We start from the raw sequence: 18,046 nt of genomic DNA, 5'->3' as shown, positions 1-18,046 counted from the left end.
AATGACCTATTCAGGATGATCAATATAGAAACTGATCACCTCACATACGAGGTGGAAGAATATAAAGCGTATATCACGTTCAACCGCCCTGACGAACACAATGCTCTTACGCCAGAACTAATGGATGGGGCTATAAGGGCCATCAAGCACGCGGATGACACCGACGAAGTACGAGTCATCATCGTGACAGGCGCAGGCGAAGAAGCATTCTCTTCGGGTGCCGATCTAGCCCAAACAATTCCCGAATTAGGATCGGAGGCTCGCGGTGAGGAATCGGCGATGGAGGGTGTTGATGTCAATGACTTCATGTTTAAATATGATTCCCTCACTACTCCGATTATTGCCGCTGTCAACGGCGTTTGTATTGCCGGCGGTATGGAGTTTTTACAGGCAACAGACATCCGTATCGCGGAAGAACATGCCCGTTTCGGCCTTCAAGAGCCGCGATGGGGGATTGTTCCGGGTGGCGGTTCGCACGTACGCCTCCCGCGCCAGATTCCCTATGCGTATGCAATGCACTTCCTACTTACCGGAGATCTGTTTTCAGCCGAGTTCGCCCACGAGGCCGGTCTCGTGAGCGAAGTCGTTCCCAAAGGCGAATCACTCGACCGAGCGGAAGAAATCGCCGATCGCATCATTGAGAACAGTCCCTTCGCAGTAAGCAAGATCAAAGAAATCGTCAATCGAGGACTCGAAAAATCACCCGAAGATGCCTTCCTGTTCGAAGACCGGATCCTTGACGAGGTGTTTGCCCATCCCCATGCCGAAGAAGGCCCAAAGTCCTTCTTTGAAGACGAAGAACCCTCGTGGCGAGCCGACGATTAATGGGACATCCAGGGCTTCATTTAATCCGCAGAGGCGACGGGATCCACTGTTTAACGGCCTTGTTCGACGTTGTAGACTGTGGCGGCGAGTACGATTTCACGGAATTGGCGATACCACGCTCGCGCCCGGACGGCGGAGCCGTTCGAGCGCTTGATCACTGAGTTCACGGTTTCACACACCGACCGCTGGTTGTAGAGTTCATCATCGATTTTGGGCGTTGTGCGCGTGATCGTACGAAGACGCGGTGCTTGATCAGCGGTCGGACACCTTAAGCGCGGAGTTCCTCGCGGAAGCTCATGTCGTCGTAGCCCTTGTCGGCGACGAGGCTCCACAGGTCGTCTGCGTTCCGCAGGGCGACCTGCAGGCCGACATTCGTCCCATTGGGCCACTTCGCACTACAATGGACGTCGATTACCGCGCCCTGCGCGGTATCGACGAGAAATGTGGCTTAGACGGTCTGTAACTCACGTTTACAGCGTTTGAGGTAGTGGTTCGACGCCTGTCGGCGGTCGAAGTAGGTGGCGTCGATAGCGGCGTGGCCGGACTGATCGAGCAGCTCTGACGAGAGCTGGAACAGCTCTCGCCAGATGTGCATCGGAGTGCGATCGAACGATTTGCAGAGCGCAGATGGGCCGGGGAACTCGCCGTGCTCGTTCTCGAGCGCGGCTCGTACCCACTTCATCTCCTCGGCCCAGTCGAGGACTTCTTGAAGCGTGACTTCCATGTGAAGCCGGAGAAAGTGCAGGACGGCGTGTTTCCAGCCGGCAACGGGGGTCGAGAATCGTCTTCATCGACTATATTGACTACCCCTATCACGGTGAGCACTACGCCGACGAAGGCGAACTTTGCTCGATGGCTCCCAAAGACGGAACGATCATATGCCACTGATACTGCAGGGCGAGGAAAACTTTATAGTCAAGCAGGACTACAGGGATTTCATGGCAGCATTTGACATGGGAAATATGCCCGAAATTGAACAGGCTCGTAGCCTAACAGTGGGAGACTTAGTCCGAAAGGGTGCACGGGTGTTCGGCGATCAGGACGCTATTGTATCACCGAAACGACGCGTGACCTTTGAAGAACTTGAAACACGCACAAATCAAATTGCAAATGCGCTTCTTGACAATGGTATGGAACCGGGGGATACTATAGCTGTTATTTCTGAGCCACGGCCCGAATTCGCTGAGGTATACTACGCGGGAGCGAAAGCTGGTATTACCGTTGCAGCTCTGCATTCGAGAGCCGAGGGTGAAACACTCAATCACTGTCTCTCCCTTTCCGAGGCAAACGCTATCTTTGTGAGTGAGACTGTCGGTGCCCCAATCGCAGAGATAGAGGATGAACTTCCAAAACTCGAAGAAATCATTCAAATCAGTAACTCGAGCGGGGGTGGGGAATACGAATCATTCATTAAGGGGCATTCGACGAGCGATCCAAGCATAAGTGTTGCTGACAATGACATATTCAACGTTTTGTTCACGAGTGGAACAACGGGTAAGCCCAAGGGAGTCGCGATCTCCCACGAAGCTACAATTTTCAGGGCTCTTCGAATTGCCCATCATCTAGAACTAAAGGAGCAAAGTGGGTTCCTCGGCTGGCTCCCACTTTATCACTGTGGTGGGGAAGAATCGATGCATGCAACCCTCTTTTCGGGAGGGAAGTACGTTACGATGCCAGAACCTGATATTGAACAGATGTATGAACTGGTCGAAGAAGAAGAGCTGACAAACACGTTGCTATTACCAGGTGTCCTCCAGCCATTCGTTAACCATCCTAAGCGGGACGAATACGACCTGACAAGCTTTCAAGCTACAGGTGGATACGCCAATCTCATAAGTCCAGACACACTACAAGAACTAATGGACATTACGGAGGCTCCGTACATGGATGCATTAGGGATGACTGAGAGTTCATGGAATCTAGCGTGTGGTACGTTTATTAACCTGGGTGATGAAATTGATGAATATCCCAAGCAGGAGAGTCTGTTTATTGATATCCGTGTGGTTGACGAAGATAGTAACCAAGTCCCGCCGGGAAAGCGAGGTGAACTGGTTGCTCGCGGGCCAACGGTAATGAGTGGATATGTCAAAAATCAGGAAGAGAATGAAAAGGCATTCCAAGATGGATGGCTCCATACGGGTGACGTAGTCGTTCGTAATGAAGATGGGACATTAAGATTCGTTGACCGTAAAAAAAGGATTATCAAGAGTGGGGGAGAAAATATCCCCGCCGGGGAGATCGAAGAGGCACTTCGGACCCATCCCGAGGTGGAGGAAGTTTCAGTTATCGGCGTGTCAGACGAACAATGGGGTGAGGCAGTTAAAGCAGTAGTCTCGCCGGTAGAGGGGAAAGAGAGTATTGACCGACGTGAGCTTGATAAACACATGAAGGAAATAGTCGCCAATTACAAACGACCTCGTTTTTACGAGTTCGTCTCACCTGAGGACCTACCAAGAAGCAGCACGGGGAAGCTTCAAGCTCATAAACTGGAGGAGCGTCCCGTTACTGACGATCAACGCGTGCCGGAATAAGAATAACGTATGTGTTTAGCCCGGACTGATTTCGTCACTGTCTCGTAGGAGGCGTTCACTGGGGGCCGTATGCACTGGCAGCAGAGATCTGGTGCAGCTCTGAGGGATGGGCTCCGTGGCGGAGCCCATCCCGGTGGCTCTGCTGTCCTCGCCGGGAGGTGGGCTCTGTGACCGGTGACGATCTCACCAAAGACGAGCTGCTCTCTCGGTTTCTCCAGCTTGAGCAACGAGTCGAAGAACTCGAGCAGGAGAACAAGCGGAAGGATGAGAAAATCGACCAACTGCAAGAGCAACTTGACCAGAAGGACGAGCGGATAGAGGAGCTCGAAACACGCCTTCGCAAGTACGAGAATCCACACACGCCGCCGAGCAAGCGACGGTCGGCGACCGACGAGTCGCCGACCGCGCAAGACGACGAGGACGATGATGTCCGAACTGACGGCGGAACGCCAGGCCGGAACGAAGGACACGACCCAGAGTGGCGGACAGTAGCTGACCCAGACGAGGTCGTCGAGGTCACCTGTGAGTGCTGTCCCGAGTGTGGCGAACACTTCGACAAGTCGGCGGGCGTCAGCCCCCGACTCGTCGAGGAGATCCCTGATCCACAGCCGCCCGAAATCACCCAGTACAACCGCCACCACTACGAGTGTGACTCCTGTGGAACACAGACCGTTGCCTCTCACCCCGACTGCCCCGGTGAGGGGCAGTTCGGGGTGAACGTCATCGCTCAAGCCGCGCTGTCCCGGTACGATCATCGACTCCCCTACCGGAAGATCGCTGATCGCTTCGACCAACTGCACGGATTGGAACTCTCGGGCGCGTCCGCGTGGCACGCGACCGAGCGCGCTGCGCGCGCCGGTCGCTGTGAGTACGAGCAGATTCGCAGACAGATTCAGGAGGCTGAGATCGTCCACGTTGACGAAACCGGCATCAAGCGTGACGGTGACCAAGAGATCGACGAGTTCACGCTCAGCGATGTCTGCGAAGCCGACGAAATCTACGTCACAGCCTGCGAGAAAGGCGATGAAGAGAAAGACGGCCGCGAACGTGGCCTCTCAAAATGGGGCGCGGAGACTTCCAAGGCGACAAACCACCAGTCGTTACACTCGTCCGTCGAGGCGACGGACGAGTTCGATTCTTCGTTCGAGAGAATGTCAGGGTTCTGACGGAGACATTGCCGAGTACGGCGATGGAAGCGTAATTCTGTATACGGATCAGTACGATATCTACAATGAAATCGAGGTACATGATGGGGTTGACGGCCACCTGGTCGTCAACCACTCCGACCACTTCGTCATCGGCGATGCACACTAACTCCTGTGAGAACCGACACAGTTTCATCCGTCAATGGCTCAGTAAATTCCGCGAAGTCTTCAAATATCACCTCCAGGGATACCTGGACTTCCTTGCCCTGCTGCTGAATTCCCGCACCAGTTGGTTCAGCTCACTCATAGGTGCTGAGTCATCGTGATGGGGCATAATGTTCTGGAACAACGAAACCTTTATCGACTATTGTGTAGGCGATTAACTAGAGAATACCCTAATGAGTATTCGCAACAAAGCAGCTGTTGCAGGAGTCTTCGAGCACCCACAACGTGAAATTCCGGACAAGTCGACAGCAGAGATTCATGCCGAGGTGATCCAGGGGGCGCTACGCGATGCAGGTCTTGAGAAGGGCGATGTCGATAGTCTGTTCGTCACTGGCCCCGGGATGATGGCACCAATTACGATGGCAGACTACCTCGGGTTGAACGGCGAAGATTTGTCGTATCTTGATTCGACGATGATTGGGGGGTCCTCCTACGTTGCTCACGTCGGTCACGCCGCCGCTGCGATCGCCCAGGGAAAGTCCGACGTTGCCGTCATTTCGCTAGCTGGACGACCGCGTTCGGTTGGTCAAGAAGTGGGTACGGATACAGAGGGGGGAATAGGTCAAAACGCTCCAGAAGGGGCTTTTGAGGACGTGTTCGGTACTTCAACGGTTGGCATGTACGCCCTGGCAGCCGCCCGGCACATACACGAGTATGGAACGACCCACGAGCAACTGGCTGAGATTAGGGCAGCCACATCGCTCCATGCCCAGTACAATGAAAACGCGATGTATCAGGAACCAGTAACGGTTGAGGACGTGGTTGATTCCCGGCCGATTAGCGAGCCGTTAAACTTGTTGGATTGCTGTACAATCACTGATGGCGGCGGTGCGGTCGTTGTCGTGAGTCCCGAGGTGGCCGACGAACTGGACCGAGAGTGTCCAGTTGTTCTCGGTCACGGGGAAGCACCGAAACACGTTAACGGTGGGAATATCGATCTCACCTATACAGGCGCCGTTTGGTCTGGTCCACGTGCGTACGAAGAAGCAGGCGTCGGTTCCGATGACGTCGACTACGCCTCGATTTACGATTCGTTTACGATCACCGTACTCGAGACCATCGAGGACCTTGGGTTCTGTGAGAAAGGCGAGGGTGGCGAGTTCGTCGAAGGAGGCACCCTGCAAGCACCCGACGGCGACCTCCCGTTCAACACCGACGGCGGTGGCCAGTGTAACAATCATCCCGCCAATCAGGGAGGCATGACCAAGGTCATCGAGACGGTACGTCAACTACGAGGCGAGACTAATCCAGAGGTACAAGTCCCCGATTGCGAGATCGGTCTCGCTCACGGCACAGGCGGTAGTCTCGGGACGCGAATGGGAAGTGCAACCCTCATCCTCGGAGAGGAGGGATACCAATGAGTGACCTCCCTGCCCCCGAACCAAGTATCACCCCGGAAACGGAGGAGTTTTGGGAGGCAACGACCGAGGGCCGACTTCTGATTCGCCACTGCAACGACTGTGGCGACGCATACCACTACCCGCGGACGTTCTGCCCGTTCTGTGGAAGTGACGACACTGAGTGGACCGAATCTGGACAGGGAGAGATCTATGCGTATACGGTAACCCATCAGGCAGGGGGGGCCTACGGAGAAGCGGCCCCGTACATCCTCGCGTACGTCGAACTTGAGGAAGGCCCTCGAGTGATGACCAATATTGTCGGCGCCGACCCCGACGAGACTGAAATCGGTGACGAAGTCGAAGTGGTCTTCGATGAAGCGTCAGAATCTGCCTCGCTACCCCGGTTCACTCCGAAGTAGAGACACTTCGGCAGGATGGCGTCCCCGACGAACGCCTCGCGCCCGGCGGCACCGTCAAACGCAAAACAGCAGAGCCCAGCCGCGTGCCCCGGAAGCGGGTCACATCACCGCCGCGAGATCCTCGAACAGTTCTTCCTCGCGGTCCGCAAGCGTCTGTGCCTGCTCGCTCGCGTCAATGAGATGTCCCGCTCGTTCGTCCTCGTCGTCGGTCTCGCTGACGACCTTCAACTCCTCGCCCAGGACTGTCCAGTCGTCCGCGATGCGGTGCATGCGCTCGCCGAACCGGGGATCGAAGCCGACGTCCGTTCCGAGGGTGTCGAGGAAGTCGGCGTAGAGCCGGCGGAACGCGCCGCCGCCCGTCCCGCGACGCTCGATGTTCTGGTACGCGAACCGGGCCATCCACTGCACGTCGTCGAATGCGGTCCACTCGGGCAGTTCGTTCGCGAACGCCCGGATTGCAGCCACGCCACCGCTACCGAACCCTCGGCCACCCTCCAGCATCGTTTTCGTCGCTGACTCGACGGCGTCCCGGGTTGCATCTTCGACGGCTGTCCGTCCTGTCGAGTCGTCGACGGCGAGCCAGCGACGGTCGAGGGGGCCGAAACCGTGCTCCGAACTCCAAGCGGCGTCGAACTCGGTTCTCGTGACCGACTTGGGCTCCGGGAACTCGCTGTCCGAAATCGTCACGGTGTCGGCGTCGGTCCCAGCGACGACGACCGTGTGGGGACCGAAGTGCGTGTCACTCCCAAAGTACGGGAGGTAGTAGAGGTCGACGAAACACAGGACCGGCCCCGACTCGAGACGTGTCTCGAGCGCATCCCAGGCGGCGTCGCGAGACTGACCGTCCCTGTGGGTGACGGGGAGACCGAGGTGATCGAAGAACGCCGGTTCGAGGTGTGCATTCCGGCCAATGATCATCCGTGATGTGGAGCCCTCCTCGTGGTAGCCGAAGCCAATGCCCGCTCCCAGTCCAAAACAGGCGGGTTCGTCGAATCCCCAGTCGTGGAATGCACTTAGATTCCGGAGGGACGCGGACCCGCAATGGTCTCCCGGCGTGTGCGAGTATCCATGCATGCTCGTCGATGCGGCAGCGACCGAAAAAACGGTACCGGTCGTCCGGGGTCCGTCGGCGCTCCGGCACAGTTCGGCCGTACCGTCACTCATGGCGCACTGGCTGGTTCGGGAGTAGTAGTACTCCGCGTTGGTACTCGACGCGAACGAGGAATGTGTCCGATGGTCGACCTCGGTCACGGTCGGGAGCGGGTCACTGTTCGTCGCGTCGCCGTCGCGGAACAGACGATGTCCGACGGCTGGTAGCCGTCGTCAGCGCTCATTCGTCGAGTTCTTGGGGATTCAGGCCTGCGTCGTCCACGGCCGGTGCGCCGAACGCGAGGACGATGCCAGTTTCGTCGCCGACGTTCCGATGGCCGTGGCCGACCATCGGTTCCGCTGCCCACCACGTTCCAGGCTCGGCCTCTACCGTCTCGGTCTCGCCGGACCGGCCGAGTTTCAAACTGAACGTGCCCTCCAACACGTAGAACACCTCTTCCTGCTCGCTGTGTGCGTGGTAGCCGATCTCGTCACCCGGTTCGATGTACCACACTTTCGCCCGCATGTTCTTGAGTCCCAGGGCCTCGTCGATCGAACGGATGTCGTGGTCCGGCGGCATGTCGTCGTTCTCGGACAGGTCGACGCGCGGTACGTCGTCCTCGTGGACGTACTCGTACTCCATGTGACACGGTACTGCGAACCGACGGATAAAGCTAGTGTGCCAGACACCGCCGTCTGCCGTTAACGCCGGGAGCGTACCGGTCAACCCCCGCTCTGACGACGATGCCGTGGCAGGCGTGAACCACCATTCGGATTTACTGTTCCGACCGCAGGCCAAATCGAGGGGCCGAGACGACGCGCCCCACACCGGTCGCGCCGTCATCCGCCGAAGAACAGATGACCGTATCCGATACCACTATCACCGTTCCGAGTCGTGTACGTACGCGTGCACGTCTTGACGTTCGGAAACCACGAGTTCGAGGGACGGAACAACGCCTACCTGCTGTCCGACACAGGATCGGTCACGCTCGTCGACACCGGAATCGCGACACCACGCATCCGCGAGCAATTCGCGACCGAACTTCACGAGCGCGGCCTCGGCTTCGCGGACATCGACCAGATCGTGTTGACGCACTGGCACCCCGACCACACCGGGCTCGCCGGTGACATCCAGGCCCAGAGCGGAGCGACCGTGTACGTTCACGAGGCCGATGCGCCACTCGTCCGACGGGATCCCGACGCCCTCGACGCGCTCCACGACCGCCAGCGCGCGTACTTCGACGAGTGGGGGATACCACCGGCTGCGCAGGACGAACTCCGATCGGCGCTCGCGGATGACCACCTCGTTGGCCAGCCACCGACCGTCCAATCCATCGCCGAGGGTGCGACGATCGACGGTGGAGCGAGGGACCTTCGCGTGTTACACGCACCGGGGCACGCGGCCGGCCTCTGTTGTTTCGCGTTTGACGGTGACTCTGGGCGCGAGGCGTTCGTCGGTGACGCCATCCTCCCGAAGTACACCCCGAACGTCGGCGGGGCGGACGTCCGCGTCGACAAACCGCTCGCGACGTACCTCGACACGCTCGAGCGACTTGCGAACGAGGAGTTCGCGCGGGTCTGGCCGGGCCACCGCGACGTGATCGAGAACCCCACTGCCCGCGCTCAGGAGATCGTCTCCCATCACCGCGAGCGTGCGAGCCGTGTTCTCGACGTCCTCCGCGAGCACGGCCCTGCCGACGCCTGGACGGTGAGCGCCCACCTGTTCGGTGAGCTGGAGGGGATCCACATCCTGCACGGGCCCGGTGAAGCGTACGCGCACCTCGACCACCTCGATCACCACGGGCTCGTCGAGCGCACAGAAGACGGCTACCGCGTGCGTCCTGAGCGCCCCGCGCTTGACGCAATCATGTAGCTGTTGGCAGCCGCAGGGGGAACTGTATGCAGATCGAGTGGAGCAGTGAATCGGCTTCATTCGAAGACCCATGCCATTAATGACCCCGCTGATCGATAGTACCCACAGGGAACGCAGAGGAATCTATGCATCGAACGCTGTTGAAATCGAAGATCCATCGGGCGCGGGTGACCGCGACGGACAAAGCATACGAGGGAAGTATCACCGTCGATACTGAACTGCTGGCGGCCGCTGATATCGTCCCTCACGAACGCGTGCAGGTCGTGAACGTGACGACTGGTGGCCGGTTCGAGACGTACGCGATTGCCGGGGACGATGGCGAGGTCTGTCTGAACGGCGCCGCCGCCCGGCTCGCCGAGCCGGGCGACATCGTTATCATCATGTCGTATGCAAGGTACGCCGAAGACGAGCATCACGATCCGTCGATCATCCTGGTTGACGAGATGAATACAATCACCGAGCAGACAAACGGCGACTGAAAGAGAAACCTCATAACAGGGGATTCTTGGGTCGCGTGGCAGAGGCTGCAGTCAACACATCGCAGATCCGGTTAGCACGGTGAATACGTCTCGGGCTGGATTATTTTTCATGTGTGTATTCGAACACCTCTACACCTCGCCGCCGTGCGATCCGGTCTTTCACGTCGCTCGACGACTGAACCCCGCCGTCATCGTATGGGCCAATCTGAACAACATCGACTCCTGAATACCCATGTTCTCGCAACGTTGCCTCAAGGGTGGGCGGCTCGAAGTCTTGGTCGTGCCCGATTGTGATGATGTCCGGGACGATTCGATCAACGCTATCGAAGATGCTTCCTTCTGCCCCCAACACCGCTGCATCAACGATTTCGAGTGCGTCGACGACCGTACGCCGACTTTCTTCATCCATGAAGAGGTCCTTTTTAGCCGTCTGACGGGAGTCCCGTGCGATAACGACATACAGTTCGTCTCCCAGGCTGGCGCTCTCACGAAGGTAATGGAGATGTCCCGGATGAAGGATATCGAACGTTCCCTGTGCCATGACGCGTTCCATACCACTCTGTTACGAATCACGCCGTATGAATGCGTCGAGGCTCCGGCACCCTCCCACTCACCGATTGACGCTCAAATCTAGCCCAGAAACGGCCACTCGCGATGCCCGTGGCCGTCGCTCTCCGAAACTTCGAGTGACCGTATCATTATGTCGGATGCTGTGGATGCCGAAGACGACCATCCCGATCCGACTATCATGTTCCGTGGGACAGCACCGATATCGCTGCATCAGTGAGTCGTGTGACTGGACGGTCACCGAGTTATGATTCGTCGACATGGCGATTTCAAGTTCCCTCCGTTCCACCTCCTCCGTTCCTGTCTCTGCTATCGGGGACAGTATCGTCGTGGTAGGCCGGTGACGACTCATTGGAGACTGCAGATCCGCACCGTCACGGGGGATGCGAACCCTCAAGGGTTCTCACTCGCTATCACCACGTATCGGAGATGCAGGGCGACCAGTTCACCATCGGGTTCACCACCACGGGGTTGGCTGGTACCGGTGCGGATTCAGGTCAGCCGGTACTCCGACTCGCCTTCGATGGGTCACGTGACCGGCTCCAGGAGTTGCTGAGCGAGCGACTGCCCGACGATATCAACGAGGAGGCGGTCGATGTCTCGTTCCGCGGCCTGTCGCCGAGCGATGGGACGGACGAGGGCGTTCTCAGTCTCAGCGACCGTGTGACCGGCGCATACGTGCTCGAAATCAAAACGCAAGAGGAGCCGATTCTCGAGTTCGTACAGGCAGTACGAGAGTACGCAGCCCGTACCGGTCACCAAGCAGCGTATCGGATAGTGATGCAGGCGAACGCTGAGACGGTCACGGTGTTCGAGAAGACACTGTTGCTTGTGTACGACGCGAATGGAACGCTCCGTCGACACGCCAGTCTTATCCCGAGTGACATTGAGCTATGATCGGTGGATTCAGATCTACTGGGGGAGCACCTTTCACCCGGAGGTGCCGCTTCTTGTACTGGATCGTCTCACCTGCGTAACCGCTACCGTCGCGGAGACGGCTGGGTTTGAATATGGTCACGTAACGCTTCGATCGCCTCTGTTTCGGGTTTCCATCGTCGGCGTCGGCAGCCCCGATTTATGGACGTCGAACGCGTCGGGGTTCCTTGTGCCACCGACCGTAGACAACATTGGGACTGCAGTTACCGATCTCGACGCGGCCGTGTCGTTTTACGAACAACTGGGGTTCGAGGTTGAGCGGTATTCGTCCGAGGAAGCAGCCGTGCGACCAGCCCCGGAGTCGGCGTCCCTCTACGTGTTCGAAACCGACAACGAAACGACGACCCATCGCGATGCAGAACTCTTTGACAACCCCGTCGGCATCGATCACGTATCCGTGCGTGTCGAAGATGTCGACCAGACCTACCGAAACCGAAAGGATGACGTCGCGTTCTTCCTGGAACCGATGACCGACGAGGACTGGGGCCTACGCATGGCAGGCGTCCGCGATCCCAGCGGCAACGTCCTCTACTTCATCGAACACCAAAACGGGTAGTGGCTGTCCCGGCGCCTGACAGCGTCCGCGCTGCAGCCACCCGCTCCGTCCGCGTCAGACGTCGGGCGGTGTCCCGCCGAACTCCTCGATGAGCAGCGGGACGACGTCGAACAGATCGTCGACGATGGCGTAGTCGGCGATGTCCATGATGGGCGCGTTCGGGTCCGTGTTGATCGCGATGATGGTCTCGGCGCCTTTCATGCCCGCGACGTGCTGGACCGCCCCGGAGATGCCGATGGCGATGTAGACGTCCGGCGTCACGACCTTGCCCGACTGGCCGACCTGCCGGTTCTTCGGCAACCACCCGCTGTCCACGATGGGGCGCGACGAGGAGAGGGTCGCGTCCGTCGCCTCCACGAGCGCCTCGATGAGCGGCAGATTCTCCTCCTCCTCGATCCCGCGGCCGATCGAGACGAGGAACTCCGCCTCGCTGATATCGACGTCACCGCTGGCAACCTCCTCGTAGCCCGTGACCGTCGTCTTGATCTGGCTCTCGTCGATGCCGGCGTCGAACGCCTGGACGTCGGCGTCGCCCACGCCCTCTGCCTGGGCCCACTCGGCTGGGCGGATCGTGACGACCGCGTTGTCCTCGGCGACATCGATGGTCGTCTCGACCTTGCCACCGTACTGCTCGCGCGTGACGGTGAGGTTACCGTTGTACTCCAGATCGACCGCGTCGGTCACCAGTGGCAGGTCGAGCCCCTCTGCGCTTGCGGGGACGTAGTCCATGCCGTTGACCGAATTCGGCGCCAGCAGGAACTGCGGGTCCAGCTCGGCGTAGAGTTGCTCGACGGCCTGCGTGTAGATGTCGTGGTTGAACTCCTCGCCCTCGTCGACGGTGTGGATGGCGTCGACGCCCTCGCGGTTGACCTGGTCTGCGACGGTATCGACGTCGCCGCCGATGACCGCCAGGTGGACGTCACCGCCAGTCTCGTCTGCCAACTGGCGCGCGGCGGTCGCGATCTCGTAGCTGACGTCACGCACGTCACCACGGCGGTGCTCGGTGACTGCGAGCACGTCCGTCATCCCTCGACCACTCCTTTATCACGCAGGAAGGTCGCAAGCTCCACGGCGGTCTCCTCGGGGCTGCCCTCCCAGACGGTGGCGTCGTCCTCGGATTCGGGCTCGTACATGTCGGTCATCGCGAGCGGGCTGTCGACGACGCTCTCGTCGACCCCGAGGTCGTCGAGCGACTGCACGTCGAGCGGCTTGGACTGTGCCTGGCGGATGCCGCGCAGGCTGGCGTAGCGCGGCTCATTGATGCCGGACTGGATCGTCAGGACGGCCGGCGTCTCGACGTCGGTAACCTCTTCGACGCCACCCTCGAGTTCGCGGTGGACGGAGGCGACGCCGCCCTCGATGTCGAGATCGAGCTGGTTGACGACGGCTGCCCACTCGAAGCCGATGTTCTCGGCGAGGGCGACGCCCGTGGCACCGTTGGACTCGTCCCCAGACTGGACGCCCGAGAGGACCAGGTCCGGATCCTCTTCTTCGACGATAGCAGCCAGTAGCGCCGCCTTGGAATCGACGTCGAGGTACGCCGCACCCTCGATGGCGTCGTCCCACACGCGGATCGCCCGGTCTGCACCTTTGGCCAGGCCCATCCGGATGGTCTCTTCGGCGCGCTCGGGCCCGATCGTGACCGTGACGACGTCCACGTCGTCGGTTTCTTCAGCGATCTGGACGGCTTCTTCGATGGCGTAGTCGTCCCATTCGTTGAGGTCGTACGTGAGGTAGCGGTCGTCGATGTCGAGTCCACTGATCTCGAACTCGTCCTCGACGGTGGCCACCTCCTTGACGGTGACAAGTATTTTCATACGCAATAGAGTGTGCGAGTGCGTCCGAATTAAACGTTACCAAAGGCATACTGTGGTGGACTCTCGCGGGGGTTGACGCTGCCGGTTTCGGAGCCAACAGGGACACGGCGGCGAGTGCGCCCAAACTGGCGGACGACCTGATAGGTCGTGGATGAAGCGGTCGGACAGGCCGAATCGGAGGCTATTGTGCGGCTTCTACGACGAACCAACGGAACGTGGAACCAGCGACGGGTAGCACCGTGCGTGGATTGGCGAGCGAGCGACTGCTCGGCGGTATCTGCGTCCGCTTCTCACCGAGGAGATGGACCGTATTCGGGTACGTATCACACTATGTTGTGAATAGCTATCGCCACGCGTCCTGGAAGTGGCTGCCTGGGCGCCTCGCCAGCCCTCGCGGTGACTGACCGACCCCGATCTCGATGCGTGTGGTGTCCCCAGTGACCGAACCACAATGGCCGATGCACGGTCCGATCGGGAGGGTGGCCAGGGCGCCACCGCTATCGTCCGAGCGGTGGTGACGGACTCCCGACGGTTGGCCAGCGAGTCGCAGGTCTTCTCGCCGAGGAGCACGAGGAGACGGCTCCCACGTCTCACGTCAGTTAGCGGGCTCATCCAGACGAGGCCCGATCAATGGATGGGCCGGGGTGCCATTCGTCCCAACGCGGAAGCCGACAGAAATCACGTCGATTCCGACCGCTTCGGGCAGTTTCCGACCGACGGAGGAGTACCTTCTCCCGGCAGATAGAGTCGCTGGAAACGGGTGGCGGCGACCGGATTACCGTCCTCATGGAGTACTGGTGATGACGTCGGCGTCCTCGTAGTCACCCCGCTCCCGGATGGGCACCATCCGTACGGCATCCACACGCTACGTATATTGAGATATCTCCCGAGTGTAAACTTCTGGTTCTATACTTTCTCTTTTTCCAGGTAAATATCCCGTATCGAATCATATACGAGCGCTATATTCCTGCATAAGCCAGATTTAGAGATGAATAGTCGAATTTTGTACGTATATAGAGTGTATATTGAGGTAGAGAGTGCGATATTTGTGAAAGTGGAGACATATCCGGCTAACGTACTTGTAGATACGCAGAAGCGGTCCCTCGCTCGCCCCGCATACAGTTGGTTGTTCTCAAACGCGATGACTGATCCTGTTTCCGCACCCACTTCGCCCGCTCGGTGGGGAGGTAGCACCTGAAGGAGGAGAATAGCTTTATGAGGAGTACTGCATTTCACCGACCGTGTGTGCGGCTGCCCACTCACCAGCATTCTGCGGGATCCATCAGCATCGTGGCGGGCGCACCGCATGGTGGTGCGTCCAGCGCCATGCGACACGACACCGAGGGGGCGCACTTGACGCGTATCCGTGCTGGAGCCCCTCTCTGGCTGTCCTGCGTGCCTCCTTAGCACCGTGGTTCACAGTATTACATGCGTCCACTCACGGCCCTCCACACTATAGGAAGAGTCCACCTATGACAGAAGAACATCGGGTTGTGGCTGCCCTCGCCGAGCAGGCGGACGACCTGTGCCATATCCATGACCACGCCACTCGCGTCATCAAACATCTCGACATCCCCTCTGACACCTTCAGCGACTACGAGCAGTCTGGCGACGCCGACTTCCCCCTCAAGGGCATCGTTAAATTGTTCCTCTACAAGGAACTCAACGGCTTCAGCCAGGCCGAAACCGCCCGCCGACTCCGCGGCGCCGCTTACGTCTACACCCGATTCAACCTCCCCCGCCCCATCACCCAAGCCGGCATCAGCCACAACTGGCGCAACCGCCTCACGCGGAGCGATCGCAGCCTGATCGAGGACGCCGCCGACCGCATCCGCAAGGTTTGCTACGAACACGACGTGATCGACCAAGGGTACGAGCCCGCACTCGAACCCGCAGACATCCATGGTAGCGACATCGAAGAGGAGAAGATCATGGATGCCGTCGAGCGGGCCACCACCCTCGGCTTCACCGAATTCCAAGACCCACGCGCCAGCAATACGAGCTACGCCCTCCAAGCCTACTTCGAACGGCAGGGATACCTCAATCTCGCTGACGCAGGCACGACGACGAAAAGCCGCCGATTCGCCCGCCTCAGCAACCGCGACTCCGTGCCCGCCGGCTCCAGTCACAATCGGACGATGAAGAAGGTCGCCGACCCAGACCCGGAAACCGACCTCTGGGACTACATCGACGGCACGGGTCGTAGCGAGTGGCGGCTGATCCGCGACGAAGTACTTCCAGCATTCCACGCCGGCGTCGAGAACATCCTCGACGAGATCGCGGGGCGTGACCGCAGCGGCGTCCGCGAGCCGGTGAACGCCGCAATTGACATCACGACGTGGCCGTACTGGGCGTCACCGTTCCGCGACGAGGAGGACGTGGAGTGGTGGGAGGAACCCGTTGAAGTCGAGTATAGCGACGGCTCGACGCGGGAAGTGTATCCCCGGGAGGACTACCCGGTAATGGTCTCCGGGGTGAAGGAGAGCCACCAGCGGGCGTACAAGTTCGCCACCCTCACCATCGTCTCCGGGAACACGCCTATCGTCCTCGCCATCGAACCCGTCCGCGACAAGCGGGCGTGGGAATCAGATGACGCCGACACGCGCACGCGAGGCGAGCTGGTCGACCGCCTGTTGGAGCAGGCCGAGCAGCACGTGGACATCAACAAGGTGTTCGCCGACCGCGAGTTCGACAGCCACGAGGTCAGACACGTCGTCGACCAGCACGACGCGTTCTACGTGGTCGGGAAGAAGAAGCAGGCGGAAGCGGACAGGGAGGCCATCGAGAAGACCATCGAGCACGACGTGGCGGATGTGAGCGTCGAGCAAGGGTGGCTCGAGTACGATGGCGAGCGGCATCCGATGTCGTTCATCTACATGCCGAAGGACACGGCGAAGGATAACGAGGAGTACATCAAGGGCGACTACGTGATCTTCACGGTGAACGCCCACGTCTCGCCGGACAGGGGGCTCGGGTTGACTCAGCAGTACCGTCGGCGGTGGACGATCGAGAACGAGTACAAGTCGATCAAGAAGCACTTCATCCCGATGTCGGCGTCTGATGATTACCGGAACCGGTTCCTGTACTTCGTGATCGGCGTCCTCCTGTACAACGTGTGGCGGCTGGCGAACTTCCTGTTGCGGGACGAGGTGGACGTGGATTTGGGTGAGGATCCGCCGATATTGGCGGGGGAGATCGTGGAGTTGGTGGGGTTCTGCCTGTTCGACCCCGGCGGCTGAGGGGTCCACTGTTTCCGGGTTCGCGGTAAAGTGGTGAGCGACAGCAGTCTCCTTGTCACCCTGTTTTCGCCATGATTTCGGAGTCGAGGGTGGGTTAGTCGGTAGTGGATCGGTGAGTCGCAGGGTTCGTCGACCGGATCGCGGCTGGTTCTCGCCGCTCTCCTTCATTTCACAGACATTGAATTATATAACAAGCCAAACAGTTAGGCACTGGATGTTCCACAGTTTCGGAAGATAGGCTAGTTTTGGATCGAATAGCCATCAAGTCGTGGTGATTCTCAGCGGTCGGGGATCAATTTTGAATCTTTACTCTCGAACTACCGGACGAGCGTACGAAATTGCGTGGATTTTGGCGCTGCTGAATACGGTTGTCACTCTTGAGCGGCGGACCCAGCGAGAGCTCAGCCGATTAGTCGTGCGGGATCAACGCCGAGGCAACGAGCTCAACACACTCGCCCGCAGTAATCACAGGTGAGTAGTCCATCTCGCCGTCGATGTCCGCTTTCAGCAGGAAGTCGGTGAGCCGCCAGATATTGTACAAGAGGACCGCGAACACGAAATAGAACAAGCGAACGCGGTAGTCTTTTGAGGAGGTCTTCGCGAGAAAATCACCTTTGATCGATTTGTACTCACTCTCGATCTGCCACCGGCGGCTGTAGCGCTGACAGAATGTCTCAGCTTCCTCGGGACCGACTCGTAGATTCGTCGCGAAGACGGCCGTTCCCTCCCCACTCGTCGACGGCACGTACAGGAGTCGCATTGGATGCGATCCAGATTCCACGTGGACAGAGGCCGACTCCACAGCGACTTCCTGGTCGTCTTTGTCCATTTGGTCAAGCACCTCCCGTTCGGAGCTGGAGACCCGCTTCGGAATGAGGTAGTTCACATCGAGGTTTGAGAGCGTCTGGAACACTTGTATCGAGTCAAACTCTCGATCACACAGCACTGTCTCGATTGGAACGTGCTCTTTTGCTCGTCGAACGAGCCGTCGCACAGTACGATGGA

The 18,046-nt window shown here is 59.1% G+C and carries 17 protein-coding genes and 2 pseudogenes; 11 read left to right on the top strand and 8 right to left on the bottom strand.

Annotated elements, in window-relative coordinates:
* Positions 1-15: 15 nt before the first annotated feature.
* Positions 16-825 (top strand): enoyl-CoA hydratase/isomerase family protein, encoded by an 810-nt coding sequence (locus ESO89_RS06310; RefSeq protein ID WP_128904753.1) that lies wholly within the window; start codon positions 16-18, stop codon positions 823-825.
* A gap of 50 nt (positions 826-875) precedes the next feature.
* On the opposite strand, the gene ESO89_RS19365 is transcribed toward ESO89_RS06310, so the two are convergent.
* Both ESO89_RS19365 and ESO89_RS19360 read right to left on the bottom strand, forming a co-directional pair.
* Complete coding sequence (locus tag ESO89_RS19365; protein ID WP_164932755.1) at positions 876-1,157, bottom strand: transposase; 282 nt, start codon at positions 1,155-1,157, stop codon at positions 876-878.
* A gap of 116 nt (positions 1,158-1,273) precedes the next feature.
* A complete protein-coding gene (locus ESO89_RS19360; protein WP_128904751.1) occupies positions 1,274-1,549 on the bottom strand; it encodes a hypothetical protein in 276 nt (91 codons plus the stop codon).
* A 160-nt stretch (positions 1,550-1,709) separates the two neighbouring features.
* Between ESO89_RS19360 and ESO89_RS06295 the strand changes: the two genes are divergently transcribed.
* From ESO89_RS06295 to ESO89_RS06275, 5 genes and pseudogenes are all read left to right on the top strand, one after another.
* Complete coding sequence (locus ESO89_RS06295; RefSeq protein ID WP_241686146.1) at positions 1,710-3,356, top strand: class I adenylate-forming enzyme family protein; 1,647 nt, start codon at positions 1,710-1,712, stop codon at positions 3,354-3,356.
* A gap of 167 nt (positions 3,357-3,523) precedes the next feature.
* A pseudogene (locus ESO89_RS06290) lies at positions 3,524-4,306 on the top strand (IS66 family transposase); the annotation flags it as partial.
* Positions 4,292-4,827 (top strand): annotated as a pseudogene (locus ESO89_RS06285) (IS1595 family transposase); the annotation flags it as partial. The pseudogenes ESO89_RS06290 and ESO89_RS06285, both read left to right, overlap by 15 nt.
* A 72-nt stretch (positions 4,828-4,899) precedes the next feature.
* Positions 4,900-6,087 (top strand): thiolase domain-containing protein, encoded by a 1,188-nt coding sequence (locus tag ESO89_RS06280; RefSeq protein WP_128904749.1) that lies wholly within the window; start codon positions 4,900-4,902, stop codon positions 6,085-6,087.
* A complete protein-coding gene (locus tag ESO89_RS06275) occupies positions 6,084-6,485 on the top strand; it encodes a Zn-ribbon domain-containing OB-fold protein (RefSeq protein ID WP_128904748.1) in 402 nt (133 codons plus the stop codon). The genes ESO89_RS06280 and ESO89_RS06275 overlap by 4 nt, the downstream gene beginning before the upstream one ends.
* Before the next feature lie 99 nt (positions 6,486-6,584).
* On the opposite strand, the gene ESO89_RS06270 is transcribed toward ESO89_RS06275, so the two are convergent.
* Positions 6,585-7,559, bottom strand: coding sequence for a BtrH N-terminal domain-containing protein (locus tag ESO89_RS06270; protein ID WP_128904747.1), 975 nt, complete (start codon positions 7,557-7,559; stop codon positions 6,585-6,587).
* 256 nt (positions 7,560-7,815) lie between these two features.
* Positions 7,816-8,217, bottom strand: coding sequence for a cupin domain-containing protein (locus ESO89_RS06265; protein WP_128904746.1), 402 nt, complete (start codon positions 8,215-8,217; stop codon positions 7,816-7,818).
* Positions 8,218-8,481: 264 nt separating this feature from the next.
* Between ESO89_RS06265 and ESO89_RS06260 the strand changes: the two genes are divergently transcribed.
* Complete coding sequence (locus tag ESO89_RS06260; protein ID WP_128904745.1) at positions 8,482-9,447, top strand: MBL fold metallo-hydrolase; 966 nt, start codon at positions 8,482-8,484, stop codon at positions 9,445-9,447.
* A 125-nt stretch (positions 9,448-9,572) separates the two neighbouring features.
* Positions 9,573-9,926, top strand: coding sequence for an aspartate 1-decarboxylase (panD, locus tag ESO89_RS06255; RefSeq protein WP_128904744.1), 354 nt, complete (start codon positions 9,573-9,575; stop codon positions 9,924-9,926).
* Positions 9,927-10,026: 100 nt separating this feature from the next.
* Here panD and ESO89_RS06250 read toward each other — a convergent pair whose 3' ends face one another.
* Positions 10,027-10,479: an adenylyltransferase/cytidyltransferase family protein gene (locus tag ESO89_RS06250; RefSeq protein ID WP_128904743.1), complete on the bottom strand. Its 453-nt coding sequence runs from the start codon at positions 10,477-10,479 to the stop codon at positions 10,027-10,029.
* A 443-nt stretch (positions 10,480-10,922) separates the two neighbouring features.
* Here ESO89_RS06250 and ESO89_RS06245 point away from each other — a divergent pair, with 443 nt between their 5' ends.
* Complete coding sequence (locus ESO89_RS06245; protein WP_128904742.1) at positions 10,923-11,390, top strand: DUF5793 family protein; 468 nt, start codon at positions 10,923-10,925, stop codon at positions 11,388-11,390.
* A gap of 208 nt (positions 11,391-11,598) precedes the next feature.
* Positions 11,599-11,985: a VOC family protein gene (locus tag ESO89_RS18455; protein WP_164932754.1), complete on the top strand. Its 387-nt coding sequence runs from the start codon at positions 11,599-11,601 to the stop codon at positions 11,983-11,985.
* A gap of 54 nt (positions 11,986-12,039) precedes the next feature.
* On the opposite strand, the gene ESO89_RS06235 is transcribed toward ESO89_RS18455, so the two are convergent.
* Both ESO89_RS06235 and ESO89_RS06230 read right to left on the bottom strand, forming a co-directional pair.
* Positions 12,040-13,011: an electron transfer flavoprotein subunit alpha/FixB family protein gene (locus ESO89_RS06235; protein WP_128904740.1), complete on the bottom strand. Its 972-nt coding sequence runs from the start codon at positions 13,009-13,011 to the stop codon at positions 12,040-12,042.
* Positions 13,008-13,802 (bottom strand): electron transfer flavoprotein subunit beta/FixA family protein, encoded by a 795-nt coding sequence (locus ESO89_RS06230; protein ID WP_128904739.1) that lies wholly within the window; start codon positions 13,800-13,802, stop codon positions 13,008-13,010. Before ESO89_RS06230 ends, ESO89_RS06235 begins: the two co-directional genes overlap by 4 nt.
* A gap of 1,472 nt (positions 13,803-15,274) precedes the next feature.
* Between ESO89_RS06230 and ESO89_RS06225 the strand changes: the two genes are divergently transcribed.
* Positions 15,275-17,041 carry a transposase gene (locus tag ESO89_RS06225; protein ID WP_128904738.1) on the top strand — a complete coding sequence of 589 codons (1,767 nt, stop codon included), beginning with the start codon at positions 15,275-15,277 and terminating at the stop codon, positions 17,039-17,041.
* Between the two features lie 409 nt (positions 17,042-17,450).
* Here ESO89_RS06225 and ESO89_RS06220 read toward each other — a convergent pair.
* Positions 17,451-18,046, bottom strand: a 596-nt coding sequence (locus ESO89_RS06220) for a transposase (RefSeq protein ID WP_164932753.1), incomplete at its 5' end; no start/stop codon positions are given.

Origin of the sequence: Halorubrum amylolyticum (assembly GCF_004114995.1) — an archaeon.
Taxonomy (GTDB): Archaea; Halobacteriota; Halobacteria; order Halobacteriales; family Haloferacaceae; genus Halorubrum; species Halorubrum amylolyticum.
The sequence above is the reverse complement of the archived record's forward strand: the minus strand, read 5'-3'. Positions and strand labels throughout refer to the sequence as shown.